At 72.9% G+C, this 24336-nt stretch carries 20 protein-coding genes and 1 tRNA gene; 7 read left to right on the top strand and 14 right to left on the bottom strand.

The window, feature by feature from the left end; all coding sequences use genetic code 11:
• Window positions 1-52: 52 nt before the first annotated feature.
• Window positions 53-859 (bottom strand): RimK family alpha-L-glutamate ligase, encoded by an 807-nt coding sequence (locus ACF08W_RS00610; RefSeq protein WP_392277922.1) that lies wholly within the window; start codon window positions 857-859, stop codon window positions 53-55.
• Window positions 856-1803 carry a RimK family alpha-L-glutamate ligase gene (locus tag ACF08W_RS00605; protein WP_392277921.1) on the bottom strand — a complete coding sequence of 316 codons (948 nt, stop codon included), beginning with the start codon at window positions 1801-1803 and terminating at the stop codon, window positions 856-858. The genes ACF08W_RS00610 and ACF08W_RS00605 overlap by 4 nt, the downstream gene beginning before the upstream one ends.
• A gap of 454 nt (window positions 1804-2257) precedes the next feature.
• Between ACF08W_RS00605 and ACF08W_RS00600 the strand changes: the two genes are divergently transcribed.
• Window positions 2258-2956, top strand: a complete 699-nt coding sequence (locus tag ACF08W_RS00600; protein ID WP_392277920.1) for a tectonin domain-containing protein — start codon at window positions 2258-2260, stop codon at window positions 2954-2956.
• A 146-nt stretch (window positions 2957-3102) separates the two neighbouring features.
• Here the strand turns inward: ACF08W_RS00600 and ACF08W_RS00595 are convergent.
• The 3 genes from ACF08W_RS00595 to ACF08W_RS00585 form a co-directional block, all read right to left on the bottom strand.
• Window positions 3103-3190 (bottom strand) — tRNA-Leu (locus ACF08W_RS00595).
• A 188-nt stretch (window positions 3191-3378) separates the two neighbouring features.
• The gene (locus tag ACF08W_RS00590) at window positions 3379-4755 is read right to left on the bottom strand and encodes a VWA domain-containing protein (RefSeq protein WP_392277919.1); all 1377 of its coding nucleotides are present in this window, start codon (window positions 4753-4755) and stop codon (window positions 3379-3381) included.
• 67 nt (window positions 4756-4822) lie between these two features.
• Complete coding sequence (locus tag ACF08W_RS00585) at window positions 4823-5773, bottom strand: beta-ketoacyl-ACP synthase III (protein ID WP_352281095.1); 951 nt, start codon at window positions 5771-5773, stop codon at window positions 4823-4825.
• Between the two features lie 294 nt (window positions 5774-6067).
• Here ACF08W_RS00585 and fdhD point away from each other — a divergent pair, with 294 nt between their 5' ends.
• Window positions 6068-6916 carry a formate dehydrogenase accessory sulfurtransferase FdhD gene (fdhD, locus tag ACF08W_RS00580; RefSeq protein ID WP_392277918.1) on the top strand — a complete coding sequence of 283 codons (849 nt, stop codon included), beginning with the start codon at window positions 6068-6070 and terminating at the stop codon, window positions 6914-6916.
• Between the two features lie 17 nt (window positions 6917-6933).
• Here the strand turns inward: fdhD and ACF08W_RS00575 are convergent, their stop codons facing one another.
• Window positions 6934-7959, bottom strand: a complete 1026-nt coding sequence (locus ACF08W_RS00575) for a bile acid:sodium symporter family protein (protein ID WP_392277917.1) — start codon at window positions 7957-7959, stop codon at window positions 6934-6936.
• 197 nt (window positions 7960-8156) lie between these two features.
• On the opposite strand from ACF08W_RS00575, the gene ACF08W_RS00570 reads away from it, so the two are divergent.
• Both ACF08W_RS00570 and ACF08W_RS00565 read left to right on the top strand, forming a co-directional pair.
• A complete protein-coding gene (locus tag ACF08W_RS00570; RefSeq protein WP_392277916.1) occupies window positions 8157-9059 on the top strand; it encodes a LysR family transcriptional regulator in 903 nt (300 codons plus the stop codon).
• A gap of 287 nt (window positions 9060-9346) precedes the next feature.
• On the top strand, window positions 9347-11146 hold the full coding sequence (locus ACF08W_RS00565; RefSeq protein WP_392278319.1) for an AMP-dependent synthetase/ligase: 1800 nt from the start codon (window positions 9347-9349) through the stop codon (window positions 11144-11146).
• Window positions 11147-11203: 57 nt separating this feature from the next.
• Here the strand turns inward: ACF08W_RS00565 and ACF08W_RS00560 are convergent, their stop codons facing one another.
• Window positions 11204-12328: a PQQ-dependent sugar dehydrogenase gene (locus ACF08W_RS00560; RefSeq protein ID WP_392277915.1), complete on the bottom strand. Its 1125-nt coding sequence runs from the start codon at window positions 12326-12328 to the stop codon at window positions 11204-11206.
• An 11-nt stretch (window positions 12329-12339) separates the two neighbouring features.
• Window positions 12340-13617 carry a glycosyl hydrolase family 8 gene (locus tag ACF08W_RS00555; RefSeq protein WP_392277914.1) on the bottom strand — a complete coding sequence of 426 codons (1278 nt, stop codon included), beginning with the start codon at window positions 13615-13617 and terminating at the stop codon, window positions 12340-12342.
• Between the two features lie 340 nt (window positions 13618-13957).
• Here ACF08W_RS00555 and ACF08W_RS00550 point away from each other — a divergent pair, with 340 nt between their 5' ends.
• A complete protein-coding gene (locus tag ACF08W_RS00550; RefSeq protein WP_392277913.1) occupies window positions 13958-14794 on the top strand; it encodes an aldo/keto reductase in 837 nt (278 codons plus the stop codon).
• 80 nt (window positions 14795-14874) lie between these two features.
• Here ACF08W_RS00550 and ACF08W_RS00545 read toward each other — a convergent pair whose 3' ends face one another.
• On the bottom strand, window positions 14875-15825 hold the full coding sequence (locus tag ACF08W_RS00545) for a class I SAM-dependent methyltransferase (RefSeq protein WP_392277912.1): 951 nt from the start codon (window positions 15823-15825) through the stop codon (window positions 14875-14877).
• 170 nt (window positions 15826-15995) lie between these two features.
• Between ACF08W_RS00545 and ACF08W_RS00540 the strand changes: the two genes are divergently transcribed.
• Window positions 15996-16958: a LysR family transcriptional regulator gene (locus ACF08W_RS00540; protein ID WP_352280701.1), complete on the top strand. Its 963-nt coding sequence runs from the start codon at window positions 15996-15998 to the stop codon at window positions 16956-16958.
• A gap of 7 nt (window positions 16959-16965) precedes the next feature.
• Here ACF08W_RS00540 and ACF08W_RS00535 read toward each other — a convergent pair whose 3' ends face one another.
• Window positions 16966-17271, bottom strand: a complete 306-nt coding sequence (locus tag ACF08W_RS00535; protein WP_392277911.1) for a 4a-hydroxytetrahydrobiopterin dehydratase — start codon at window positions 17269-17271, stop codon at window positions 16966-16968.
• A gap of 62 nt (window positions 17272-17333) precedes the next feature.
• Between ACF08W_RS00535 and ACF08W_RS00530 the strand changes: the two genes are divergently transcribed.
• On the top strand, window positions 17334-18128 hold the full coding sequence (locus ACF08W_RS00530) for a helix-turn-helix domain-containing protein (RefSeq protein WP_392277910.1): 795 nt from the start codon (window positions 17334-17336) through the stop codon (window positions 18126-18128).
• A 35-nt stretch (window positions 18129-18163) separates the two neighbouring features.
• Here ACF08W_RS00530 and secD read toward each other — a convergent pair whose 3' ends face one another.
• The 4 genes from secD to ligA all read right to left on the bottom strand — a co-directional run bounded on the left by secD (window position 18164) and on the right by ligA (window position 24298).
• A complete protein-coding gene (gene secD, locus ACF08W_RS00525; RefSeq protein ID WP_392277909.1) occupies window positions 18164-20575 on the bottom strand; it encodes a protein translocase subunit SecD in 2412 nt (803 codons plus the stop codon).
• Between the two features lie 30 nt (window positions 20576-20605).
• Window positions 20606-21187 carry a hypothetical protein gene (locus tag ACF08W_RS00520; protein ID WP_385208796.1) on the bottom strand — a complete coding sequence of 194 codons (582 nt, stop codon included), beginning with the start codon at window positions 21185-21187 and terminating at the stop codon, window positions 20606-20608.
• 29 nt (window positions 21188-21216) lie between these two features.
• Window positions 21217-22059 (bottom strand): rod shape-determining protein, encoded by an 843-nt coding sequence (locus tag ACF08W_RS00515; RefSeq protein WP_385208792.1) that lies wholly within the window; start codon window positions 22057-22059, stop codon window positions 21217-21219.
• A 136-nt stretch (window positions 22060-22195) separates the two neighbouring features.
• Window positions 22196-24298 carry an NAD-dependent DNA ligase LigA gene (ligA, locus tag ACF08W_RS00510; RefSeq protein ID WP_392277908.1) on the bottom strand — a complete coding sequence of 701 codons (2103 nt, stop codon included), beginning with the start codon at window positions 24296-24298 and terminating at the stop codon, window positions 22196-22198.
• Window positions 24299-24336 lie beyond the last annotated feature (38 nt).

The raw sequence follows: 24336 nt of genomic DNA, 5'->3' as shown, positions 1-24336 counted from the left end.
GTCTCCCCACCGCGTTCCCGCGGGAGGAGGCGCCCGGCCGCCGGGCCGGTCTTCAGGGCCGCCGCAGCGCCAGGGCAGCCAGGGCCCCGGGTGCCCCTTCCGGGCCCCGGACGCCCGGGAAGGCGTTGACGTCGACGACGACGGGCTCGCCCTCCCGGTCCAGCAGGTCGACCCCGTAGACGTCCAGGCCGAAGACCTCGCCCGCGCGCAGCGCCGTCGCGACCCAGCCGGACGGCAGGTCGCGGACCAGCGGCGTGGGGTGCGCATCCCGGGGCGGGCCGCCCACCGGCGTGGGCCGCACCGCGCTGAACACCTCTCCGGAGATCACCCACAGTTTGTGGTCCCAGCCGCTGTTCGGGACGAATTCCTGCAGGACGACCGGCTCGTCGGGCCAGGCGGCGGCGAGTTCCCGCAGCGCGTCCGGGCCGTCGACGCGGGCCACCAGGTCGGCGCGACGGCTGTGCCGGCTCTTGACCATGACCGGATAGCGCTGCCGCTCCGCTCCCGGGAGCGCCTCGGACAGCGTCGGCAGGGTACGGGTGGGCGGCATCGGCAGGGCCCCGGCCTCGGCCGTCCCGGCGATCCGGTGCCGGTCCTGGCACAGCTCGGTCGCGGCGGCGGAGTTCACCACCCGGGCGCCGTGGGCTTCGAGGCGGCGGGCCAGGGCCAGCGCCGCGGGGGTGTGCGCCTTGAGGAGGAAGACCTCGGCGGGGCCGTCCGCGGCGATCCGTTCCCACGAGTCACCCGGCCCGCCGTCCGGGTCGAGGAAGGTCACCCGGTGCCCCGCCCCGGTCAGCAGGGCCGCCGTCGCGGCGAGCAGCGGGTGGCCGGGTTTGTCGGTCAGCAGGCACACCCTCATATCTGGACGCCCCCCGGCGCGCCCACCGGCAGGCCCGCCCCGGCCCCCGGAACCGGCCGGGGGTGGGGCAGTCCCAGGGAGAGCCGCGGCCGGGCCGGCGCCTGCGCCGCCGGGACCCGTACCCCGCGCCCGGCACCGCCGCCGGCCCTGGCCAGGTCGAGCACGGCACCGGCCACCCGGGACACCGCGTCGGGCACCTGGCGGAAGCTCGGGAAGTCGTTGATGTCGACGACCACCGGACCGTCCGGGCCGAGCACCACGTCGATGCCGTACAGATCGAGGCCGAAGACCGCGCCCACCTCGGCCGCCACGGCGGCCACTTCGGAGGAGAGCGGGACCGGACCCGCGTCGGCCGGTCCGTCCGGGTGGATCGGGGAACGCCGCAGCGTCGCGTGGAACTCGCCCGCGAGGCAGTAGACCTTCAGGTCCGTGCCCGGGTTGGGCACGTAGGGCTGCGCGATCAACTGGCCCTCGCCCGGCTGCTCCGCGTCCGCCAGCCCCGCCGGGTCCGCCACCAACCGCACCCCGCGCCCGGAGCTGCCGTCGGCGGGCTTGACCACCAGCGGGAACAACTCCTCGGGGACGTCCGCGAACATCGAGGCCCGCGGCGCCGAATAGGTCGGCGGAACCGGCAGCCCGTGCTGGGACGCGATGATCGAGGTGAGGACCTTGTCCCGGACCGCGCGTATCGACCGTGCGTCGTTCACCGTGGTCAGACCCACGGCCGCGGCGGCCTCCAGCAGGGCGAGCCCCGGCCCGCCGGACACCGTCTTGAGCACCCAGGCGTCGTGGGTCCCCGCCCTGACCTCCTCCGAGACCCGCAGCAACGAGCCGCCCGGCCGCACCACGTCCACCTGGTGGCCCCACGACACCAGCCGCCGGACCACGTCGAGCGGCATGCCGTCACACCGGTACAGCTCCTCGACGAGGAAGCAGAGCTTCATCCCAACACCCCTCGAAGCCCCCACGGCGGTGAGGGCACAACGATGCTCCACGGTGCCCTGCGAGCACCGTCAAAAGGTCAACGCTACGTCACGCTCAAGCCAACACCATGACGACCAGACCATCCTGACGGTACGTTGCCCGCTCGTCGGCCCGGGTGCGCGGCCGGGGCGTACGGCCGTGTGGCCCGGCGGATCTCTTCTCGGGGCCCTCCGCCCGGGCGGTACGCGTGGGAGTCAACGCGGTATCCCCGCGTAACCCACAGTCGGGAACCGCGTTCAGGTCATCCATGGCGAACCTCCGGGCCCAACAGGTCCGACCCGGAGGCCACTCCGTCCGATAAACGCAGCTTTCCGGACAAACGAAAAGCCGTGCCGCGAAGACGCTCGCATGCTGAATCGTTCCGTCGCGGGAGCGTCCGTGTGCAGCAATCCCAGAGGGAAAGGGGCCGGTGAAATGGCCGACTGGAAGCAGATCAGCGGTGCGCTCGTCCGGATCTCGGCCGGGTCCAGGACCAATGTGTGGGGCGTCAACGCGGGCGGAAACATCTACCGCTACACCAACAACGACGCCAGCCCCTGGGTACAGATCCCCGGCGCCCTGACCGACATCGGCGCAGCCGCGGACGGCACCGTCTGGGGCGTCAACTCCGCCGGAAACATCTACCGCTACATCGGCGACCAGGAAGGCGGCCCCTGGAAGCAGATCAGCGGTGCGCTCGTCCGGATCTCGGCCGGATCCAGGACCAACGTGTGGGGCGTCAACGCGGGCGGAAACATCTACCGCTACACCAACAACGACGCCAACCCCTGGGTACAGATCCCCGGCGCCCTGACCGACATCGGCGCAGCCGCGGACGGCACCGTCTGGGGCGTCAACTCCGCCGGAAACATCTACCGCTACACCGGCGACCAGGAAGGCGGCCCCTGGAAGCAGATCAGCGGCTCCCTCAAGGCGATCTCGGCGGGCTCCCGCACCTCGGTCTGGGGGGCGAACGCCGGCGGGAACATCTACCGCTACACCAACAACGACGCGAGCCCCTGGGTACAGATCCCCGGCGCGCTCACCGATGTCGGGGCAGGGGCCGACGGCACCGTCTGGGGCGTCAACTCCGCCGGGAACATCTACCGCTACACCGGGGACCAGCCCAGCTGAGCCGTGTCCGCCGACACCCCGTACCGGGCCCGGTTACGCCATCGTGGCGTGACCGGGCCCGGCATCCGGTCAGCCCGCCGACCTCTTCGAGCGCCGGCCGGCCAGCCGGAAAAACAGAAAAACCCCAGATGAACTGGGGTTTCTGCTGGTGTCCGAGGGGGGACTTGAACCCCCACGCCCGATAAAGGGCACTAGCACCTCAAGCTAGCGCGTCTGCCATTCCGCCACCCGGACTAGGTGGTCGGCCCCGGTTTCCCGCGGCGACATGGAAAACAATACCAGGGGTTCGGGGTGGCTCTCACCCACGTTTCCGGTGGTCAGTGCGGTGCGGCCGGTACGGGCGGCCCGGTCCCGCACCGCAGCCCGCCCCGGCGGCACCGTACGCGTTCATGTCACTACGGACGGTGCCCCGGGTCGTCGGGTCAGTGCAGGATCCCGGCCTGCCGGGCGGCTCGCAGCCAGGACGGGAACTCGGACAGGACCCGGTCGTAGAGCTCCTGGTCGGCGATCCTCTCGATGTCGTCGACCGCGAAGAAGCCGACATTGTCGACCCGGCGGCCCGGCATGGTGTCGAACCGTTCCAGCACCCCGTAGTCGGACTGGCCCAGCCCGACGAACTGCCAGAAGACCGGTTCGTCGGCGGCCGCCCGCAGCTCCTGCTCGATCTCGCGGTTGCGGTGCACCCCGCCGTCCGAGAAGAACAGCACCAGGGTCGGTTCGGGCAGCGGGTGGGCGCGCACGAAGTCCCGCACCTCGGCGATGACCTTCTGTTCCTCGTTCTGGATTCCGACCGTACGCATGTCGATCTGGCCGGGCAGGTGGCCCTTGGGCGGCTTCCTGCGGCCGAAGCCGTAGAGCTGCCCCACGCGTACGTGCAGCCGGATCCAGTCGGGCAGTTCCCCGATGGCGAGATCGGGGAGCCGGGCGGAGTTGCTGGCGAAGGTCCACGCCTGCATCCGGCCGTCGTCGTCGAGCTGGGCCGCGACGGCCACCATCCGTTCGACGACGCCGGCGACCGTGCCCCGCCGGTAGAGCCCGCTCATCGAGCCGGAGGCGTCGAGGACGAGGACGACCCGGGCGCTCACCTGCGGCAGGCCGTGCTTGCTCAGGCTGACCCGGACCTGCTCCTTGCGCAGCGACAGGCGCTCCCGCATCTCCACGGGCAGCCGCTCCTCCCCCGGCACCGGCGCCACGGGGGCGTGCGCCGGGGGCGGGGGGACCTGGGCGGGGACCGGCGGTACGGGGGCCGACCGTACGGGGGCCGGGGCGGCGGCCGACGGGGGTGCGTCGTCGACGCTGATCCCGAAGTCGGTCGCCAGTCCGGCCAGTCCGCTCGCGTACCCCTGGCCGACCGCGCGGAACTTCCAGCCGCCGTCGCGGCGGTAGAGCTCGCCGCCGACCAGCGCCGTCTCGGTGGCGGCGGCGATCTCGAACCGGGCCAGCTCCGCCCCGGACGCCGCGTCCAGCAGCCGAAGGCGGAGCCCCGGCACCTGGCCGAACGTGCCGCCGTCGGCGGAGGCGCAGAGCACGACGCGGTCGATCTCCGGCTCCAGCGCGGACAGGTCGGCGTCGAGCGTGTCCGCGCCGGGCCGCTTGCCGGCGTGGCGCACGGCGCCCGAGGCGTGCCGGGGCTGGTTGTAGAAGACGAAGTCGCCGTCGGACCGCACCCGGCCGTCCCGGCCCAGGAGCAGGGCGGAGGCGTCCACGTCCGGCACTCCGCCCCCGGCCGACCATTCGAGCACGGCCCGGGTAGCGGTGGCCGTGACCGGTATGTTGGCGCCCTTGCTCAATGTCGTCATACCGGTCAGTCTGCCCTGAACCCTCGTCGGACGGTGCCCGCCTCCCCGGACGCGCCCCTGTCCGGGGTCAGGGGCAGCGGATGACCTGGCCGCCGTACGAGAGGTTCCCGCCGAAGCCGAAGAGCAGGGCCGGGGCGCCGCTCGCCACCTCGCCGCGTTCCACCAGCTTCGACAGCGCCATCGGGATCGAGGCGGCGGAGGTGTTGCCGGAGTCCACCACGTCCTTGGCGACGACGGCGTTGACCGCGCCGATCTTCCGGGCGACGGGCTCGATGATCCGGAGGTTGGCCTGGTGGAGCACGACGGCGCCCAGCTCCTCGGGGGTCACCCCGGCCTTCTCGCACACCCTGCGGGCGATGGGCGGCAGCTGGGTGGTGGCCCAGCGGTAGACGGACTGCCCCTCCTGCGCGAAGCGCGGCGGGGTGCCCTCGATCCGGACGGCCCGGCCCATCTCCGGCACCGAGCCCCACAGCACCGGGCCGATGCCGGGCGGGCCGTCCCCGTCCGGCTCCGCGACGACCACCGCCGCGCCGGCGCCGTCGCCGAGCAGGACGCAGGTGGAGCGGTCGGTCCAGTCGGCGATGTCCGCCATCTTGTCGGCGCCGATGACCAGGGCGCGGGTCGCCGCCCCGGCCCGGACGGCGTGGTCGGCGGTGGCGAGGGCGTGGGTGAAGCCGGAGCAGACCACGTTGATGTCCATCACCGCGGGCGAGCCCATCCCCAGCCGGGCGGCGACCCGGGCCGACATGCTCGGCGAGCGGTCCATCGCGGTCGAGGTGGCGACCAGCACCAGATCGATCTCGCCCGGCGCCACCCCGGCCGCGGCCAGCGCCTTCCCGCCCGCGTACGCGGCCATCTCGTCCACCGGCTCGTCCGGGCCCCCGATGTGCCGGGTCCGGATCCCGACCCGGCTGGTGATCCACTCGTCGCTGGTGTCGACCATCGTGGCCAGTTCGTCGTTGGTGAGTACCCGGGCGGGCTGGTAGTGGCCGAGCGCCACGACACGTGAGCCGGTCATGTACGAAGTCCCCTCGCTACATATAGGGCAGGAACCATCCAGTCTTGGTCGCTACCGTCCAGTACGGGGTCAAGGGTTCCCACAGGAATCACGGCGGGGCGTTGGAGACTTGACAACAGCATGTGCCTGACATCGTCCCTGGTACGGCAGTTCTCGCCGGGTACAGGACAATGGGCATTCCAGGGCCGCGCCCGGGGAGGCACGAGCCAACACCCGGGCAGGTCGCGGGTACAGCTCCGGCACGCACGGGAACAGCGTCGGACACGCACAGAGACAGGGATCGGGTTCACCGCTATGGGACGGGCCACCACGCGCCACCGCACCATCCGCATCCGCGACGGTGCCGTATCCACCCGCCCGGACACGCTCGTCGCCGAGGAGCCCCTGGAGATCCGGCTGAACGGCAGACCGCTGGCGATCACGATGCGCACACCGGGCGACGACTTCGCGCTGGCCGCCGGGTTCCTGGTGAGCGAGGGCGTCGTCGGGGACGGCTCCGAGGTCCGGTCGATCGTCTACTGCGCCGGGGCGACCGACGACGGCGTCAACACGTACAACGTGGTGGACGTGCGGCTCGCCCCCGGCGTCCCGGTCCCCGACATCACGCTCGAACGCCATGTGTACACCACGTCGTCCTGCGGGCTCTGCGGGAAGGCCAGCCTCGACGCGGTGCGCACGAGGACCCGGCACCCGGTCTCCGACACACCACCGCTGCGGGTCGCGCCGGCCCTGCTCTCCGCCCTCCCCGATCGGCTGCGCGCCGCGCAGCGGGTCTTCGACCGGACCGGCGGGCTGCACGCCGCGGCGCTCTTCTCCGAGACGGGCGAGCTGCTGGACGTCCGGGAGGACGTGGGGCGGCACAACGCGGTGGACAAACTGGTCGGCCGGGCGCTGACCGACCACCGGCTGCCGCTGTCCCGGGCGATCCTGCTGGTGTCGGGGCGCGCCTCGTTCGAGCTGGCCCAGAAGGCGGTGATGGCCGGGATCCCGATGCTGGCGGCGGTCTCGGCGCCCTCGTCGCTCGCCGTGGAGCTGGCGGCCGAGACCGGACTGACCCTGGTCGGCTTCCTCCGGGGCGCCTCCATGAACGTGTACGCGGGCGAGCACCGCATCGATCTCGACCCCGCCGCCGACGGGTCCTGACGGCGGCGGCCGCGCGCTCAGCCCACCGCGGCGGCCTCCGGCCCCCGCACGGCCTCCTCGGCCTCCTCGGATGCGTCCCCCGCGCGGCGCCGGGCGATCACCGCGCACACCATCAGCTGCATCTGGTGGAAGAGCATCAGCGGCAGCACGGCCAGCGACGCCTGCGCCCCGAACAGCACGCTCGCCATCGGCAGCCCCGAGGCCAGGCTCTTCTTCGATCCGGCGAACTGGATGGCGAGCCGGTCCGCCCGGCCGAAGCCGAGCCGCTTGGCCCCGTACCAGGTCAGTGCGAGCATCGCGGCGAGCAGCAGCGCCTCGACGACGAGCAGCACCCCGAGCCGGGCCGGGGTGATCCGGTGCCAGATGCCCTCGACCATGCCCTCGCTGAACGCCGTGTAGACGACGAGCAGGATCGAGCCCCGGTCGACGTATCCGAGGACCTTCTTGTGGCGGGCGACGAAGCCGCCGATCCAGCGGCGCAGCACCTGCCCGGCGGCGAACGGCAGCAGCAGCTGGACCCCGATCCGCAGCAGCGCGTCCGCCGAGAAGCCGCCGCCGTCGCCGCCGAGCAGGGCGGCCGCGAGGAGCGGGGTGAGGAAGATCCCGGCGAGGGAGGAGAAGGAGCCCGCGCAGATCGCGGCGGGCACGTTGCCCCGGGCGATCGAGGTGAAGGCGATCGAGGACTGGATGGTGGACGGGACGAGGCAGAGGAAGAGGAGGCCCTGGTGGAGATCGGGGGTCAGGGCGTACGGGACCAGCCCCCGGGCCGCCAGCCCGAGCAGCGGGAACACCACGAAGGTGCAGACCAGCACGGTGAGGTGGAGGCGCCAGTGGCGCAGCCCGTCCATCGCCTCGGCGGTGGAGAGCCGGGCCCCGTACAGGAAGAAGAGAAAGGCGACCGCCCCGGTCGAGGCGTCGCCCGCCACCCGTGCCCCGGTGCCCGACGCGGGCAGTACCGCCGCGAGCACCACGGTGCCGATCAGCGCCAGGAGGTACGGGTCGAGCGGCAGCCAGGACGGCGGCTTCGGGATGCGGCGGGTCATCACTTCCACATGTTCTTCCGGTCGCGGTCGAGTTCGCCCGGCCTCCCGCCGGTCTCTGCCGGGTGCGGCCGGTCCCCCGGCCGCCGTCGGTCAGTGACGGGCGCGGCCGGGCCCGCCCCATGCTGCTCCGGAACGGTGCGATCGGGAATCCCGTACACCGCTCTCACTGTCATCACGTATCGCGATAGCCTGACGCCGTGTACGACCCCGCGCAGCTGCGCACGTTCCTCGCCGTGGCCCAGACGCTGAGCTTCACCCAGGCCGCCCGGCGGCTCGGGCTGCGGCAGTCCACGGTGAGCCAGCATGTGCGTCGGCTGGAGGAGGCGACCGGGCGGCAGCTGTTCGCCCGGGACACGCACCGGGTCGATCTCACCGTGGACGGCGAGGCGATGCTCGGCTTCGCCCGGACGATCCTCGCGACCCATGAGCGGGCGGCGGCCTTCTTCGCCGGGACACGGCTGCGCGGACGGCTGAGGTTCGGGGTCTCCGAGGACTTCGTGCTGACCCGGCTGCCGGAGATCCTGGAGGCGTTCCGCCGCGACCATCCGGAGGTCGAGCTGGAGCTGTCGGTGGAGCTCTCCGGGACGCTGCACCAGCGGCTCGCGGCCGGCCGGCTCGATCTGGTGCTGGCCAAGCGGCGCGTCGGCGACTCGCACGGCGAGCTGGTCTGGCGGGACACACTGGTCTGGATCGGCGCGCCGCAGCTGCGGATCGACCCGGACCGGCCGGTTCCGCTGGTGCTCTTCCCGCCGCCCGGGATCACCCGGGCCCGCGCCCTGGAGGTGCTGGAGGAGCACGGCCGGTCCTGGCGGGTGGCGTGTACGAGCACGAGCCTGAGCGGGCTGATCGCGGCGGCCCGCGCCGGTCTGGGCGTGATGGCGCACAGCCGGGGGCTGGTCCCGCCCGGCCTGGTGCCCCTCCCGTCCCGGGCGGGGCTGCCGGAGCTGGGCGGGGTGGACTTCGTGCTGTCGCACGACCGCCGCCGGGGCGCGGCGCAGGAGGCCGCGGACGCGCTGGCGGCGGCGATCCTGGCCGGTGCCGACCGGCTGGTCCGGGGCGCGGGCACGCTCGGCCCGGCCGACGGTACGGACATCGTCTGACCCCGCCCATCCTCCGCTTATGGGGTGAGCGGGCGGATTCTGCCCCGGAACGGGAATGGCCGAGGCGTACAGATTCGGTGGAGATTCCCCCTCCCGTCGCTTACGTGGCGGCCTCAGCCGCGCCCGCGCCCTGCCCATCTGGCCGGATTTCGGCGGCTGGGCAGTGCATATGCCACCTTGTCCGCCGGTACGGGGCCCTCCCGCCGCGCCGCCGGTTGGGGTAGCGTCACGGCGCCGTGCGGAGCGCCACAAGGAGCAGGTCATTGCGCGAGTTCACTGTCCCCCCGATGGCGGCCGCGCCCCTCGTGGGCGGCCTGGCCGACACCGTGTTCGACCATGCCGAGGAGGATCCGGGCCGGGTCGCGCTCTGCCGCAAGGACGCGCACGGGAACTGGCGGGATGTCACCGCCGCGGCCTTCCGTGACGAGGTGCTGGCCCTGGCCAAGGGGCTGATCGCGCAGGGCACCAGGTTCGGTGACCGGATCGCCCTGATGGCGCGCACGTGTTACGAGTGGACGCTCTTCGACCTCGCGCTGTGGACGATCGGCGCCCAGTCCGTGCCGGTCTATCCGACGTCCTCGGCCGAGCAGGTGCTGTGGATGCTGCACGACTCCGGGGCCTCGGCCGTCGTGGTCGAGCACGAGGACCACGCGATGACCGTCGCCTCGGTGATCGACCGGCTCCCCGGGCTGAAGCGCCTGTGGCAGCTGGACGCCGGAGCGGTGGCCGAACTGACCGGGGCGGGCGCCGACGTCGAGGACTCGGTGGTGCACCGGCACCGGCGCGCGGTGACCCCGGACTCCGTGGCCACGGTCATCTACACCTCGGGGACCACCGGACGCCCCAAGGGCTGTGTGCTCACGCACGCCAACCTCATGTTCGAGACGGACACCATGGTGGCCCGGTGGAAGTCGGTCTTCCGTTCCACCCCGGGCGACGAGGCGGCCACCCTGCTCTTCCTGCCGCTGGCCCATGTCTTCGGCCGGATGGTGGAGGTCGCGGCGATCCGGGGGCGGGTGAAGCTGGGCCACCAGCCGCAGTTGTCGGCGAAGGCGCTGATGCCGGACCTGGTGTCGTTCCGGCCGACGTTCGTCCTGGCGGTGCCGTACATCTTCGAGAAGGTCTTCGACGCCGCCCGGCGCACGGCGGAGGCGGAGGGGCGGCTCGGGCCGTTCGACAAGGCCGTGGACATCGCGGTGAAGTACGCCGAGGCGATGGAGGCCCGGGCGTTCGGAACGGGGCCGGGGCCGTCCGCCGGGCTGCGGATGCAGCACCAGTTCTTCGACAAGGTCGTGTACAAGAAGGTCCGTGACGCGATGGGCGGCCGGATCAGGCACGCCATGTCCGGCGGTTCCGGGATGGAGCGGCGGCTCGGACTGTTCTTCGCGGGCGCGGGCGTCACGGTGTACGAGGGCTACGGCCTGACCGAGACGACCGCCGCGGCCACGGCCAATCCGCCGGAGCGCACCCGGTACGGCACGGTCGGGCTGCCGATCCCGGGGACGACCGTGCACATCGCGGAGGACGGCGAGGTGTGGGTCCACGGCGACCATGTGTTCTCGGGCTACCTCGGCGCCCCCGAGGCCACCCGGACGGTGCTGCGCGAGGGCTGGCTGGCCACCGGGGACCTGGGCGCGCTCGACGCCGACGGCTATCTGACGATCACCGGGCGGAAGAAGGAGATCCTGGTGACGTCGGGCGGAAAGAGCGTGTCGCCGGCCGCGCTGGAGGAGCGGGTGCGGGCGCATCCGCTGGTCGCCCAGTGCCTGGTGGTCGGCAACGACCGGCCGTACATCGCGGCGCTGGTCACGGTGGACCAGGAGGCGGTGGACCACTGGCTGGCGATGCAGGGGCGGGCGCCGCTGAAGCCGGAGGAGCTGGTGCGCGACCGGGAGCTGGAGACGGAGATCCGGCGGGCGGTGGTGGCGGCCAACACGGCGGTCTCGAAGGCCGAGTCGATCCGTACCTTCCGGATCCTGGCCCACCCCTTCAGCGAGGAGCACGGCCTGCTCACCCCGTCGCTGAAGCTGAAGCGCCGGGCCATCGAGACGGCGTACGCGGCGGAGGTCGCCGCGCTGTACCGCTGAGGCGACCCGGGCGCCCCAGCGGTACAGCGGTACGACACGGCCCGTTCCGGGCCCGTTCTAGGTGATCGAGACCCGGAACAGCTTGTCCGAGCCGGCCGGCTGCTTCCCGTTGTTGTCGCAGTTGGTGGTGGAGAGCCAGAGCCGGTCCGCGCCGGGCACCTTGGTGACCGTGCGCAGCCGCCCGTACGTGCCGACGTAGTAGGCGCTCGGTGTGCCGACCTCCTCGGTGTCACCCGTGATCGGGATCCGCCACAGCCGCTGCCCCTTCAGGGCGGCCATGTAGATGACGTTGCGGACGATGGCGATCCCGCTGGGCGACGCCTCGGCCACCTTCCACGTCTTCTTCGGGTTGGTCATGCCGGCGGTGGCGCAGTCGCCCTCGCAGACCGGCCAGCCGTAGTTGCCGCCCGGCTCGATGAGGTTGAGCTCGTCCTTCTTGCTGTCGCCGAGCTCCGCCTCCCACAGCCGTCCGTTGCGGTCGAAGGCGAGCCCCTGTGGATTGCGGTGCCCGTAGCTGTAGACGTAGGTGCCGAAGGGGTTGCCCGGGGCGGGCTCGCCGTCGGTGGTCAGCCGCAGGATCTTGCCGTTCAGCGAGTCCTTGTCCTGGGCGAGGTCGGGGGTCTGCGCCTCGCCGGTCGACGCGTACAGATAGCCGTCCGGGCCGAACAGCAGCCGTCCGCCGTTGTGGTACTTGTTCTTCTTGATCCCCTTGAGCAGGACGGTGTACCCGCCGAGCGAGGTTCCGTCGTACGTCATGCGCGCGATGCGGTTGCCCTCGGCGGCGGTGTGCATGACGTACACGTAGTGGTTGTCGGCCCACTCCGGGTCGGCGGCGATGCCGAGGAGTCCGCCCTCGCCGCCGGTCGTGACGGCCTCGGGCACGGTGCCGACTCGGGTCCTGGTGCCGTCGGGGGTCGCCCTGAAGACCTTGAAGCTGTCCCGTTCGGTCACCAGCGCACTCGTGCCGTCCGGCATCCAGTGGATGCCCCATGGGATGGTCCAGCCCTCGGAGACGGTGGCGACGCCGGACGGAGCGCCGCCGTCCGGGGGCTCCGCCCCGTACCGGGTGGTTCCGGCCGCGGCGGCCGGCCCGGGCACCGCCTGCACCAGTGCGGCGCAGAGCAGCAGGGACAGGGCCGCGGCCACCCTCGTCCGTGGCGTCGCCGGTATTCCGGTCCGCATCCCGGCGCCCGTCACGGGACCCAGTAGTTGCCGGACGCGACGATCATCGACTGGAGCTGGACGCTCCCGCCGTAGTACTGGTCCGGGTCGATCGAGGTGCCGGCCAGCTTCTTCCACAGGGCGTCCAGCCATGCCTGGGAGCCGGAGTCGGTCATCGCGGTGACCACGAACGGGGCGGTGAAGGCCATGTCCTTGCCGCTGTCGAAGGCCGAACCGTTCAGGTGGTAGCCACTGACGATCTTGTCCGGGTTGCCGCCCGTCTTGGTCTTGATCCAGGAGTTCAGCTTGCGGGCCGAGGCGAGCGAGGCGCTGTCGCCGCTGGTGACGGCGTCGGCGCCGATGCGCCACGGGTCACGGCAGGCGTTCCAGGAGTAGTCGCCGTCGTTGGGTCCTTCCAGCACCTCGCCGGGGGCGGGCTTGGCGGTGCCGTTGGTGTTGACGACGAAGTCGGCGAGCAGCCCGGTGGAGGAGGCGTACGAGGACTGCTGACCGGTGATCAGCTTCTGGTGGGCGGTGCGGACGGTGTCCCAGGTGGAGTCGCCGGTCGCGGTCCTGAAGGCGCGGAAGTGGTCGATCATCCAGTCCGAGGAGCGGGTCATCCAGTAGTGCTCCTCCCCCGAGTCCGACCAGTCGCCGAGGAGCGTCAGACGGGTGGTCGGGTTGATCTCGCTCTTCTTGATGGCGTTGATGTGCTTGACCGCGAGGTCCTTGTAGTTGTAGGTGCCGCCGGAGCCCCACTGCCGGTCGGCCAGGAGCAGCCCGTACGCCACGTCCAGGTCGCCGTCGGTCGCCGAGTCGGAGCCGTCGACGCTCTTGCAGGAGGCGTCCTGCTCGGCGGCGAGGAGGTTGGCGTTGTTCACCGAGGGGTGCGCGAGCATGTACTTGACCATGCCGTCGAAGACGGTCTTCGCCTCCGGGTCGGCGCCCGCCATCGTGGCGGTGACGACCATTCCGTAGCCCTGTGCCTCGGCGACGTAGGGGTGGTCGGCGTCGGGCGAGATGACCTCGTACCAGCCGTTGCCGCAGTTCTTCTTGACGAACGCGGCCTTCCAGGCGTTGTAGGCCTTGATCACGGCCTGGTCGAGCGCCGACTGCGTGCCCGAGGGCTTGAGGGTCCCGGCGGCGTAGGGCTTGGTGTGGCTGCCGAAGGGCACCGCGGGGGTGTCGGCGGCGGCCTTCGCTGGGTCGACGGCGGCGGTCGCCGCGTGGGAACCGAGCAGGGGCAGGAACAGACAGCTGACGCCCGCGAGTGCGGCCGTCAGACGGCGTCGGGGGGTGGCAGGGTGCACAGTGGTCCCTTCCGATCCGGTGTTAGGAAAGGTTCCTAACCGATACAGCATGGGATTCCCTGCGGAGCCTTCTGTCAATGCCTCTCGCGGGCCCAAATCCCAAGTGCCGAGGTGGCGGGGTGCCCTCAACACACGGTCAATCCCCCGGACGGATGACGCCGGAGGGATGATTCCGGACCGCCGACCGCGGGCCGGCGGACCCGGTCGGGAGTGACGGACGGGGGGACGTACCCGCGAGGCGCCCGCAGCCCGGGACGGCGGCCCGGCGGGCGGGAATGCTGGGCGGTCGATGATCGTTGGGGTGGTTGAACCAGACCGACGACGTAAGGATCGACCGCTCGTGAGCAAGGTCCCCTCCATCACCCTCAACAATGGCGTCGAGATGCCTCAGCTCGGTTTCGGGGTCTGGCAGGTGCCGGACGACGAGGCCGCGAAGGCGGTCGCCACGGCCATCGAGGCCGGGTACCGGAGCATCGACACCGCGGCGATCTACGAGAACGAGCGGGGCACCGGCAAGGCCGTCGCGGCCTCCGGCGTCCCCCGCGAGGAGCTGTTCGTCACCACCAAGCTCTGGAACAGCGAGCAGGGTCACGACTCGACGCTGCGCGCCTTCGACGCCTCGCTCGACCGGCTGGGGCTCGACTACGTCGACCTCTACCTGATCCACTGGCCGGTCCCGGCCAAGGACGCGTACATCGACACCTACCGGGCCCTCGAGAAGATCAGCTCCGAGGGCCGGGCCAGGGCCATCGGCGTCTCCAACTTCCTGCCCGAGCACTTGGAGCGCCTCATCGGCGAGACCTCCGTGGTCCCCGCGGTCAACCAGATCGAGCTCCACCCCCAGTTCCAGCAGGCCGACTCCCGGGCCTTCCACGCGAAGCACTCCATCGCGACCGAGGCATGGTCGCCGCTGGGCCAGGGCAAGGGCCTGCTGGAGGTCCCGACGGTCGTCGCGGTCGCGCGGAAGCACGACCGCTCGCCCGCCCAGGTGGTGCTCCGCTGGCACCTCCAGACCGGCAACGTGGTGATCCCCAAGTCCGTGACGCCCTCCCGGATCAGGGAGAACCTGGACGTCTTCGACTTCGAGCTGGACGCGGACGACCTGGCCGCCTTCGCCGCGCTGGACGAGGGCAGGCGCATCGGCCCGAACCCCGGCGAGTTCAACGTCGGCGCCTGATCCCCCGCGCCCGTACGCGGCGGCCCGCCGCCCGGCTCCACGGCCGGGCGGCGGGCCGTTGTCGTCCTTCGGCGCTCCGTTCAGCCCCGGCGGCCCAGGTGCACGGTGCGCGCGGAGAGCAGGAAGACATCGGGGCGCAGCCGCAGCCCGGCCGGGTCCTCGGGGTCGAGCAGCCGGTCGAGCGCGGCGGCGTCCTCGGCCGGGAGCTCGTCCCGGAACATCTCGCGCCGCCGGGCGAACTCGACGGTGACGTACTCGCGGGCCCGGTCGTCGAGCGGTGCCGGAAGGTCCAGCAGGAAGCTCCGCACGCCCTGCGGGGTCAGCCCGACCGCGGCGAGGAGCGCGCTCCAGTCCTCGGTCTCCCGCCTGCTGCCGGGCAGCGCCGCCCGCATCTCCTCGAACCGGTCCACATGGATCGCTTCGAGCCTGGCCTCCAGTCCGGGGCGGCCGAAACCGAGGTCGCGCGGGAGCCGGCGGGGCTGGAGTCCGCCCTCGGCCAGGGCGACGACGCCGCCGGGGCGCAGCAGTCCGGCGAATCCGGCCAGCACGGCGCGCTGGTCGCCGACGTGGTGGAGGGAGTTCCCGGCCCAGATCAGGTCGGCCTCGCCCAGTCCGTCGAGGCCGTCCTCCAGGTCGGCGTGGTGGGTGCGGAACCGGTCGCCGAGGCCGAGGCGCTCGGCGTGGTCCCGGGCGCGCTCCAGGAGTGCGGGCGTGCCGTCGACGGCGACGGCCTCCGCGTCGGGGAACACCTCGGCGAGCAGGCAGGTGATCAGCCCGGGGCCGCTGCCGATGTCGAGGATCCGGCGCACCTTCGGCGCCTCTGGGAGTCCGGCGATCCAGCGCGCCGCCTGCTCGTACTGGGGCCTGCTGATCTCGGCCTCCAGTTCCAGTACCGGCCCCATCACGTCCCAGTCGATGTCACCCGCGTCCTGCTGGTGACCGTGGCCGTGGTGGTGACCCGCGTGGGCGGCGCCGTGGTGGTGGCTGGGCGCGGTGGATGCGTGCGGTCCGTGTCCGGTGTGCTGGCTCATGGCAACAGCGTCATCACGCCCCCAGGGTCACGGCAAGTTTTGTTGCCGGTCCGGCAAGCAGCCGTTTCCGTACGCGCGCGACCGTCCGGCACCGGCCGACTCCGGGGCGTATCTCACACAATGGACACCTGCATATTGCCGGTAGGCCTCCGGGCCCATAACTTGCGTTTATGGAGCTGGAGTTGCGCCATCTGCGAACCGTACGTGCCATAGCCGACACCGGCAGCCTGACCAAGGCCGCCGCGGCGCTCGGGCTTGCCCAGCCCGCGCTCAGCGCGCAGCTGCGCCGGATCGAGAAGGCGCTCGGTGGTCCGCTCTTCGACCGCGACCACACCGGGGCCCGGCCCACGATCCTGGGCGAGCTGGTGCTGGAGCGGGCCCGGGTGGTGCTGCCGGCGGTCAGCGAGCTCCAGGAGGAGGCCGTCCGCCTCGCCAACGCGTGGGGGGCGATGGAGCGCTTCCGGCTCGGCGGAACGCACGGTCCGCTGCTGGGCGGTCTGGTGGACCGGCTGGTCGCCTCGCACCCGGCGGCCCCCGTGTCGACGTACACCTCCTGGTCGGTCACGGAGATCGCCACCCAACTGGTGGACGGACGGCTGGACTTCGCGCTCATCGGAACGTGCGGGGAGAGCCCGCCGCCCGCCCACGACCGGCTGACCTGGCAGGTGATCGGCGTCGACCCGGTCTTCGTGATGCTGCCGGAGTCCCATCGGCTCGCCGGGGAGGCGGAGCTCGACCTCGCCGAGCTGGCGCGGGAGTGCTGGGCGGACGTGCCGGGCGAGGGCTGCTTCGCCGACTGCTTCGTGAGTGCCTGCGCCCGGGCCGGTTTCAGCCCCGTCTCGGTGTACGAGACGGACACCGCGTCCGTCGTCCATCTGGTGCAGGTGGGGCGGGCGGTCGGGCTGTGCCGGGCGACCTTCCCGCCGGCTCCGGGGGTGGTGACCCGGCCGATCACCGGCTCGCCGCTGAGCTGGCGCCATCTGCTGGGCTGGCATCCGCGTTCGGCGGCGGCCGGTGCGGCGGCGGGCTCGGTGAGCGGGTACACCCGGGCGGCGTACGACGAGGCGGTGCGGCGCAGCGGGAGCTACACCGACTGGCTCGCCGCGCACCCCCGCTTCGGCCCGGCGGCGTGACGCGGCGCTACCGCGCGCCGTGGGCGGGGGCGATCGCCGCCACCCGCGCGGCCAGCTCCAGGTCATGGGCGGTGACCGCGCCGCCCGCGTCGTGCGTGTTCACTGAGAGAGAGACGGTGTTGTAGCCGAGGGTCAGGTCGGAGTGGTGGTTGAGCTCGTTCTGGACCGCGGCGACGTGCTGGACGAACGCGGCGGCGGCGATGTGGTCGCCGAGCCGGTAGACGCGGGTGATCCGGTCGCCCTCCAGCGACCAGCCGGGCAGATCGCCCAGCCGGTCCTCGATCTCCTGCCGGGACAGCGGTGCGGCGGGCATGGGGCGGCTCCCTCTTCGGTGTTCGGTACGGCCGGGGGTGCCGGTGACGTTACGGTCTGGGTATGACGACTGTCGCGCTCGACACGGGGGTAGGGACGCTGCTGCGCAGTTGGCGTGAGCGGCGCAGGATGAGCCAGCTCGAGCTGGCGCTGCGCGCCGATTCCTCGGCCCGGCACATCTCGTTCATCGAGACGGGCCGCTCACGCCCCAGCGAGGAGATGATCCTGCGGCTGGCCGACCGTCTCGACGTTCCGGTCAGGGAGCGCAACGCCCTGCTGCTGGCGGCGGGTTACGCGCCGCGCTACGCGCAGACCCCGCTGGACGACCCGGCGTTCGGCCCGCTGCGCGAGGGGATGGAACGGCTGCTGGAGGCGTACGAGCCGTATCCGGCGATCGTCGTCGACGGCACCTACGACGTGGTGGCGGCCAATCGGGGGATGGCGGTGCTGGCGGAGGGGGCGGCCGAGCATCTGCTGACGCCCCCGGTGAACGCGATGCGGCTGACGCTGCACCCTCGGGGGCTCGCCCCGCGGATCCGGAACCTGCGGGAGTGGCGGGCCGACCTGCTGGGCCAGATGGAGCGTCAGATCGCCCTGGTGCGGTCGGCGGAGCTGCGTGCGCTGTACGAGGAGGTCGCGGCCTACCCCGTACCGGAGGGCGGCGCCGCCGGTCCTGTGCCGTCGCTGCCCTTCGCGCTCCCCCTGCTGATCGAGCACGGCGGGCGGACGCTCTCCTTCGTCTGCTCGATCGGCACGTTCAACACGCCGATGGACGTGACGGTGGCCGAGCTGGCGATCGAGACGTTCCTGCCCGCCGACCGGGCCACCGCCGACCATCTGCGCGCCCTCATGCCCTGACGGCCCCGGGGAGCCGGGGCCGTCGGGGCGCGGTGCTACACGCGTGCCCCGTTGTCGTACGGGTCGCGCTGGGGCTTCTTCGTACCGGAGCGGCGGCCCGGGGACCGTTTGCGGGCGGGCGGCGGGGCCTTGCTGCTGCGTTCCAGGACCAGGGCGGCCGGTACGGCGGTCAGCACCGAGGAGTAGGTGCCGACGCAGATGCCGATGAGCAGGGCCAGCGCGAAGTCCGCGAGGGAGTCGCCGCCCAGCACGGCGAGGGCGACGAGGATGAAGAGCGCGCCCATCCCGGTGTTGACCGTGCGCGGAACGGTCTGGACGACGGCCCGGTCCGCGACGACGGACAGCGGCGTGCGGCGGGCCTTCGCCCAGATCTCGCGCACCCGGTCGAAGACCACCACCGAGTCGTTGACGGAGTACCCGATGACGGTGAGGAGCGCGGCCAGGAAGATCCCGTCGACGGTCCGGCCGAGCCAGGCGAAGGCCCCGACCAGGATGATCACGTCATGGACCAGCGCCGCGACCGAGCCCAGGGCGAAGGTCCAGCGGAACCGGACGGCCAGGTAGGCCAACTGCACCAGCACGGCGATGCCGAGCGCGATCAGCGCGTTGCGCCGCAGTTCGTCGCCGAGGCTGGGGCCGATGAGCTCGTCACGGACCTTGGTGGTCTCGCCGCCCTCCTTCGCGAGGGCGGCGCGCAGGGCGTGCTCCTCGTCGTTGTCGAGTCCGGCGGTGCGGACGGAGAGGTCGCCCGCGCCCGCCGTGGTGACCTCGGCGTCGCCGAAGCCCGCGCCCGCCAGGAGGGTCCGGGCCCGCTCCACGTCGACGGGCCGGCTCGTCGAGTACTCGACCAGGCGGCCGCCGGTGAATTCGACGCCCAGGTTGACCCCGCGCACGACGATGCCGAGGACGGCGACCGCCACCAGGACGGCGGAGACCGTCAGCCAGCGGCGCGGGGACTTCATCAGCCGGGGGTCGCGGCGGGTCAGCCAGGTGCGGACCCGGCCGGGGATCCCGATGCCGTTGACGCCCCGGTAGTCGTTGACGAACCGGGAGCCGGTGGCGATCTCGGTGAGCGCACGGGCGATGACCAGCGCGGAGAACATCGAGGCGAGCACACCGATGGCGAGGGTGACGCCGAAGCCCTTGACCGGCCCGGAGCCGAGGAAGAAGAGCAGCCCGGCCGCGATCAGCGTCGTCACGTTGGAGTCGGCGACGGCGCTCCAGGCGCCGCGGAATCCGGCGGTCAGCGAGGAGCGCAGGGTCCGGCCGGGATGCAGGGCGTGCTCCTCCCTGGCCCGTTCGAAGACCAGGACGTTGGCGTCGACCGCCATCCCGATGGCCAGCACGAAACCGGCGAGGCCGGGCAGGGTGAGGGTGACGCCGAGTGCCACCAGGGCCGCGTAGGAGATCAGCCCGTAGGCGGCGAGCGCGACGGCGGCCAGTGCGCCGAAGAGCCGGTAGACGATGGTGATGAAGAGCGCGGTGGCGGCGGCGCCGATGAGGGCGGCGCGGGCGCTGGCGTCGATGGCGGCGGCCCCGAGCGTCGGGCCGACGGTCCGCTGTTCGACGATCTCGACCGGCAGCGGCAGGGCGCCGCCCTTGATCAGCAGGGCCAGTTCGCGGGCCTCGTCCGCGCCGAACGATCCGGTGATCTGGGTGGAGCCGGAGGGCAGTCCCACATTGCAGGCGACCGAGGGGGAGACCTGCGGCGAGGAGATGATCTGCTGGTCGAGGACGATGGCGACGCGACGGCGCTCGTCCCCCTCGGGGGAGCAGGCGGCCTCGCCGGTCAGCCGGGTCCAGTCCCGCCCGGCCTGCTTGTGGAAGTCGAGGGAGACGGTCCAGCCGGCGCCCTGCTGGGCGTCGAACTCGGCGGTGGCGTCCTTGACGCCCGCCCCGGTGAGCCGGACGGGGCCCAGGTCGAGGGCGCGTCCCTGCTCGTCGCGGAGGGTCGGACCGTCCTTCTTGTCCTTCCCGGCGTCCTTCGCCTCCCCTGCGTCCTTCTCCTTCCCGGCGTCCTTCGCCTCCCCGGCGTCCTTCTCCTTCTCGGCGCCGTTCTTGGTGCCGTTCTCCTTCTCGGCGCTCTCCTCGGTGCCGGGGCCCCGGACCGTGTGGAAGCTGAGCTGGGCGGTGCGGCCGATCACCTCGGCAGCCTTGCGCGGGTCCTGGACGTCCGGGAGTTCGACGATGATCCGGTCTTCGCCGGAACGGGTCAGGGTGGGTTCGGCCACGCCGAGGGAGTCGATGCGCTGGCGCAGCACTTCGAGGGTGCGATCGGTGCTCTCCCGGTCCGCCTTCGCGGTGTCCGAGTCCTTGGCCTGGAGCACCATCCGGGTGCCGCCCTGAAGATCGAGGCCGAGTCTGGGTGACATGGTCAGCGTGATGAGCACGGAGACGAGCAGTACGGCCGCAGCCAGAACCGCCCGCACCGTGGTGGCGCGAGTCATGGGTTTCCTCCGAGGGGGCGCCGGCCGCCCTCACCTCGGCGGGGACGGAACGGCGGTGCTGTGGGACGGGACCGGTGGCAGGACCGGTGGCCGGGGGACGGCCGTCCTCGGAGGTCCCCGTACGCCGGGGAGCGCGACGCGGGGGCGCCCGGCGGCGCGCGGCGACGCGGCGGGGGCGGGCTGGTGGAGACGGAGCGGGGGGAGGCTGCCGGGGGTGCCGGGCAGCAGGGCGCCGTGCCCGGGGGGCGGCGGGAGGTGGTGCGCGGTACGGGCCTGGTCGCGGCCGGCCCGGGGCTGTGGGGCGGGACCGGTCTGCGGGTGGACCGTGTGTCCGGCCGCCGCGGCCGTACGGGCACGGCGGAGGTCCTGGGCGGTACCGGCGCCGGTGCCGGCGGTGCGGTCGCTGTGCGGGGTGGGCCGGTGGGCCCCGGGGGTGTACGCGGCGGCGGACGGCACCCCGGCGGAGGGCCGGGCGGGCAGCACGGAGCCGGTGGCGGAGGGGGCGCCGCCGGTGACGGCGAGCGCGGTGAGCAGGAGGGCGGCGAGGAGCAGCCGGGCCGCCCGGGCGGCGCGATGGTGTGCCGGGGCATCCGGCCGTGCCCTCGGGGGCACGTTCCCCGGGGGCGGCCCCGGGAGGGGGGTCACCCTGCTCGGCCGGTCGGGAACGCGACCGTGGCGGCCTGGCGGAGCACGGAGCTGAGGACCATCCCGGCGCCCCGGACGACGGCGGTCGCCGGATCGTCGGCGAGGCGGACCGGGGTGCCGAGGCGGGCCGCGATCCGGTCGGTGATGTCGGGGCGGGCGGCGCCGCCCCCGGTGAGCAGCGGGCCCTTGCGCAGGGCGCCGAGGACGGCGCCGTGCCGGTCCTGCTGCCACATGTCCAGGACCATCTCCAGAACGGCGTGGACGACGGCGGTGGGCGGCCCGGCCGGGTCGAGATCGCCCAGCCCGGTCTCCGCCTGGCGGGCGTCGCGGACCCGGTCGTCGACGAGGAGGGTGGCCTCGGTCAGCCCGGCGCCGATGTCGACGACGAGCAGCGGGCCGCCGTCCCGGGGCCCGGCCGACGCGGCGGCGGCCCGCGCGCTGTCGAGGGCGATCACGGTGGACGGCCCGAGGGCGGCGAGCAGTTCGCGCGCCGCCGCGCGGTGCCGGGGGCCGGCGAGGACGGGGTGGCTCAGCACGATCACGGTGCCGGTGCGGTCGGCGCCCAGGGCCGTGTCGGCGATCCGGCCGAGCATCCGGCCGCAGGAGTCGGGGTCGACGATCCGGCCGCGCCGGACCGGGCGGCCGTGACCGGCCCCCGTACCGGACGCGCCGTCGGCGTCGGTCGCGCCGCGGACGTCCGGGTCGGCCAGGACGCCGTGGCCGGGCACCCAGACCCGGGTGCGGGAGCTGCCGAGATCGAGGGCGAGGCCGCGGGTGGCGCCCCGGTGGTCGCGGTGGGCGGACGGGCCGAGCCGCGGTCCGCGGTGCAGTGAACGCATCGTCCCTCCCCCGGCTCGCCCACGCGGCCGCACACACTCATGCGCCCGCTGATTGCGAGGCATGGCCGAGCCCTCACTATGCAATAGGGAGGCAAAGAAAGCCACTCCCGATCAGATTCCAAGGGCTCGGCCGGGCTCACACCGGCTGCGGCAGGAAGTCGGTGATCAGCCCGGCGAACTCGTCGGGCGTGACCGTACGGACGCCGAGGTCCTCCGCCTTGGTGCGCTTCGAGCCGGCCTTCTCCCCGGCGACCAGGAGCGAGGTGCGCTTGGAGACGCTGGAGGAGGACTTGCCGCCGGCCCGCTCGATCAGCTCGTTCATCTCGTTGCGGGAGAGCTTCTCCAGGGCTCCGGTCATGGCCCCGGTGACCACCACGGTCATCCCGTCGAGCGGCAGTCCCTCCCCGGCCCCGGCACCTTCGTCCGCCCCGGTCTCCTCCCCCGGCGGGGGCGGCGGCGTGGCACCGGGCTCGGTCATGTTGACCCCGGCGGCCCTCAGCTTCTCGATCAGCGGGGCCAGCTCCGCGAGCTCGGCGACGACCCCGGCGGCCTTCTCCTTGCCGATGCCGTCGACCCGCTGGAGCTCCTCGGCGTCGGCCGCCCTGATCCGGTCCATCTCCGCGAAGTAGCGGGCGATCCGCCGGGACATGGAGCGCCCCGTGCCGCGCACCCCGAGCGCGCAGAAGACCCGGGAGAGCGGCTGCGTCCGGGCCGCCCCGATGGCGGCGAGCAGGTTGTCGGTGCTGGTCTCCCCCATCCGCTCCAGGCCCAGCAGTTGCTCGCGGTCGAGGGTGAACAGGTCGGCGAAGTCCGTCACCAGGCCGGCGTCGACGAGCTGGACGACCCGGGTCGTGCCGAGGCCCTCGATGTCCAGCTGGTCGCGGCCCGCCGCGTACGAGATCGAGGCGACCAGGCGGCAGGCGCGGCCCCGGACACAGCGCCAGCGCTGCTCGCTGGTGTCTATCTCCGAGCCGCACTGGGGGCAGGACCCGGGGAACTCGATCGGCTTCTCCTCGCCGGTCCGCAGATGGGCGACGGGCGCCTCGATGCGGGGGATGATGTCGCCCGCCTTGTAGACCATCACCCGGTCGCCCAGGCGCAGATCACGGCGGGTGATGTCGGCGGGGTTGTGGAGCGTGGCGTAGCTGACGGTCGAGCCGTCGATCTCGACCGGCTCCAGTACGGCGCGCGGCGCGATGATGCCCGTCCGGCCCACGTTCCACTCGACGTCGAGGAGCCGGGTGACCTTCTCGACGGCCGGGAGCTTGTACGCGATGGCCCAGCGCGGGGCCCGGGTGCCGGAGCCGGCTTCGCGCTGGTCGGCGGCGAGGTCGGCCTTGATCACGATGCCGTCGATGCCGAACGGCAGGGTGGCGCGCCGGGCGGCGATCTCCTCGACGCCGCTCTGCACCTCCTCGACGGTGGCGACCGTGCGCGGCGCGACGTCCGTGTCCGCGGCGGTGTGCACGCCGAGGCGGGCGACGTGTGCGAGGACCTCGCTGTGCGGGAGCTCGGCGAGGGTGTCGGTCAGCTCGCCGGACCCGGGCAGCGGCAGCGCTCCGTAGGCGAAGAACGTCATCTCCACCGTGTACGCCCGGTCCTTGGCGCGCAGGGTGCCGGCGGCGCCGTTCCTCGGGTTGGCGAAGGGGGCGCCGCCGTGCTCGGTGCGGACGGCGTTGGCCCGCTCGAACTGCTCGGTGGTCATGAGGATCTCGCCGCGCATCTCGATCGTCACCGGCTCGGCGAGCTGCTCGGGCAGGCCGACCACCGTACCGATCGCGTGCGAGACGTCCTCGCCGGCGGTGCCGTCGCCGCGGGTGATCAGCTGCTCCAGGCGGCCCGCCCGGTAGCGCGCCGCGACGGCCAGCCCGTCGAGCTTCGGCTCCACGCTCCAGGCCGCGACGGGCCTTCCTATCCGGCGCTCCAGCGAGGCCGTCCACGTGACGAACTGCTCGGCCGAGAAGACGTTGTCCAGGGAGAGCATGGGCACCGTGTGCGGGACGTCGCCGCTCGCGGCGCCGCCCGCCACCTTGCCGGTGGGCGAGGCGTCGAGCACCTCCTCCGGGTGGTCCTGCTCATAGGCGGCGATCCCCCGCACCAGCCGGTCGTAGGCGTCGTCGTCGAGGGTGCTTTCACCCGTGGCGTAGTACGCGGCGGCGGCCCGCGTCGCCTCCTCGACCGCGGCGGCGTAGGCGGCGGTGTCGGCGAGCACAACAGCTGAGTTCGTCATGGCCCCCATCCTGCCGTCCACCACTGACAACGCCCCTCGGCCGCCCG

The sequence above is a fragment of the Streptomyces sp. NPDC015144 genome (assembly GCF_043079735.1).
In the GTDB taxonomy this organism is placed as follows: domain Bacteria; phylum Actinomycetota; class Actinomycetes; order Streptomycetales; family Streptomycetaceae; genus Streptomyces.
This window is presented reverse-complemented; position numbering and strand designations above follow the sequence as displayed.

Coding starts and splice junctions, on each gene's coding strand:
- ACF08W_RS00610 (WP_392277922.1), bottom strand. CDS start 859: ATGAGGGTGTGCCTGCTGACCGACAAACCCGGCCACCCGCTGCTCGCC.
- ACF08W_RS00605 (WP_392277921.1), bottom strand. CDS start 1,803: ATGAAGCTCTGCTTCCTCGTCGAGGAGCTGTACCGGTGTGACGGCATG.
- ACF08W_RS00600 (WP_392277920.1), top strand. CDS start 2,258: ATGGCCGACTGGAAGCAGATCAGCGGTGCGCTCGTCCGGATCTCGGCC.
- ACF08W_RS00590 (WP_392277919.1), bottom strand. CDS start 4,755: ATGACGACATTGAGCAAGGGCGCCAACATACCGGTCACGGCCACCGCT.
- ACF08W_RS00585 (WP_352281095.1), bottom strand. CDS start 5,773: ATGACCGGCTCACGTGTCGTGGCGCTCGGCCACTACCAGCCCGCCCGG.
- fdhD (WP_392277918.1), top strand. CDS start 6,068: ATGGGACGGGCCACCACGCGCCACCGCACCATCCGCATCCGCGACGGT.
- ACF08W_RS00575 (WP_392277917.1), bottom strand. CDS start 7,959: ATGACCCGCCGCATCCCGAAGCCGCCGTCCTGGCTGCCGCTCGACCCG.
- ACF08W_RS00565 (WP_392278319.1), top strand. CDS start 9,347: ATGGCGGCCGCGCCCCTCGTGGGCGGCCTGGCCGACACCGTGTTCGAC.
- ACF08W_RS00560 (WP_392277915.1), bottom strand. CDS start 12,328: ATGCGGACCGGAATACCGGCGACGCCACGGACGAGGGTGGCCGCGGCC.
- ACF08W_RS00545 (WP_392277912.1), bottom strand. CDS start 15,825: ATGAGCCAGCACACCGGACACGGACCGCACGCATCCACCGCGCCCAGC.
- ACF08W_RS00540 (WP_352280701.1), top strand. CDS start 15,996: ATGGAGCTGGAGTTGCGCCATCTGCGAACCGTACGTGCCATAGCCGAC.
- ACF08W_RS00535 (WP_392277911.1), bottom strand. CDS start 17,271: ATGCCCGCCGCACCGCTGTCCCGGCAGGAGATCGAGGACCGGCTGGGC.
- ACF08W_RS00530 (WP_392277910.1), top strand. CDS start 17,334: ATGACGACTGTCGCGCTCGACACGGGGGTAGGGACGCTGCTGCGCAGT.
- secD (WP_392277909.1), bottom strand. CDS start 20,575: ATGACTCGCGCCACCACGGTGCGGGCGGTTCTGGCTGCGGCCGTACTG.
- ACF08W_RS00515 (WP_385208792.1), bottom strand. CDS start 22,059: ATGCGTTCACTGCACCGCGGACCGCGGCTCGGCCCGTCCGCCCACCGC.
- ligA (WP_392277908.1), bottom strand. CDS start 24,298: ATGGGGGCCATGACGAACTCAGCTGTTGTGCTCGCCGACACCGCCGCC.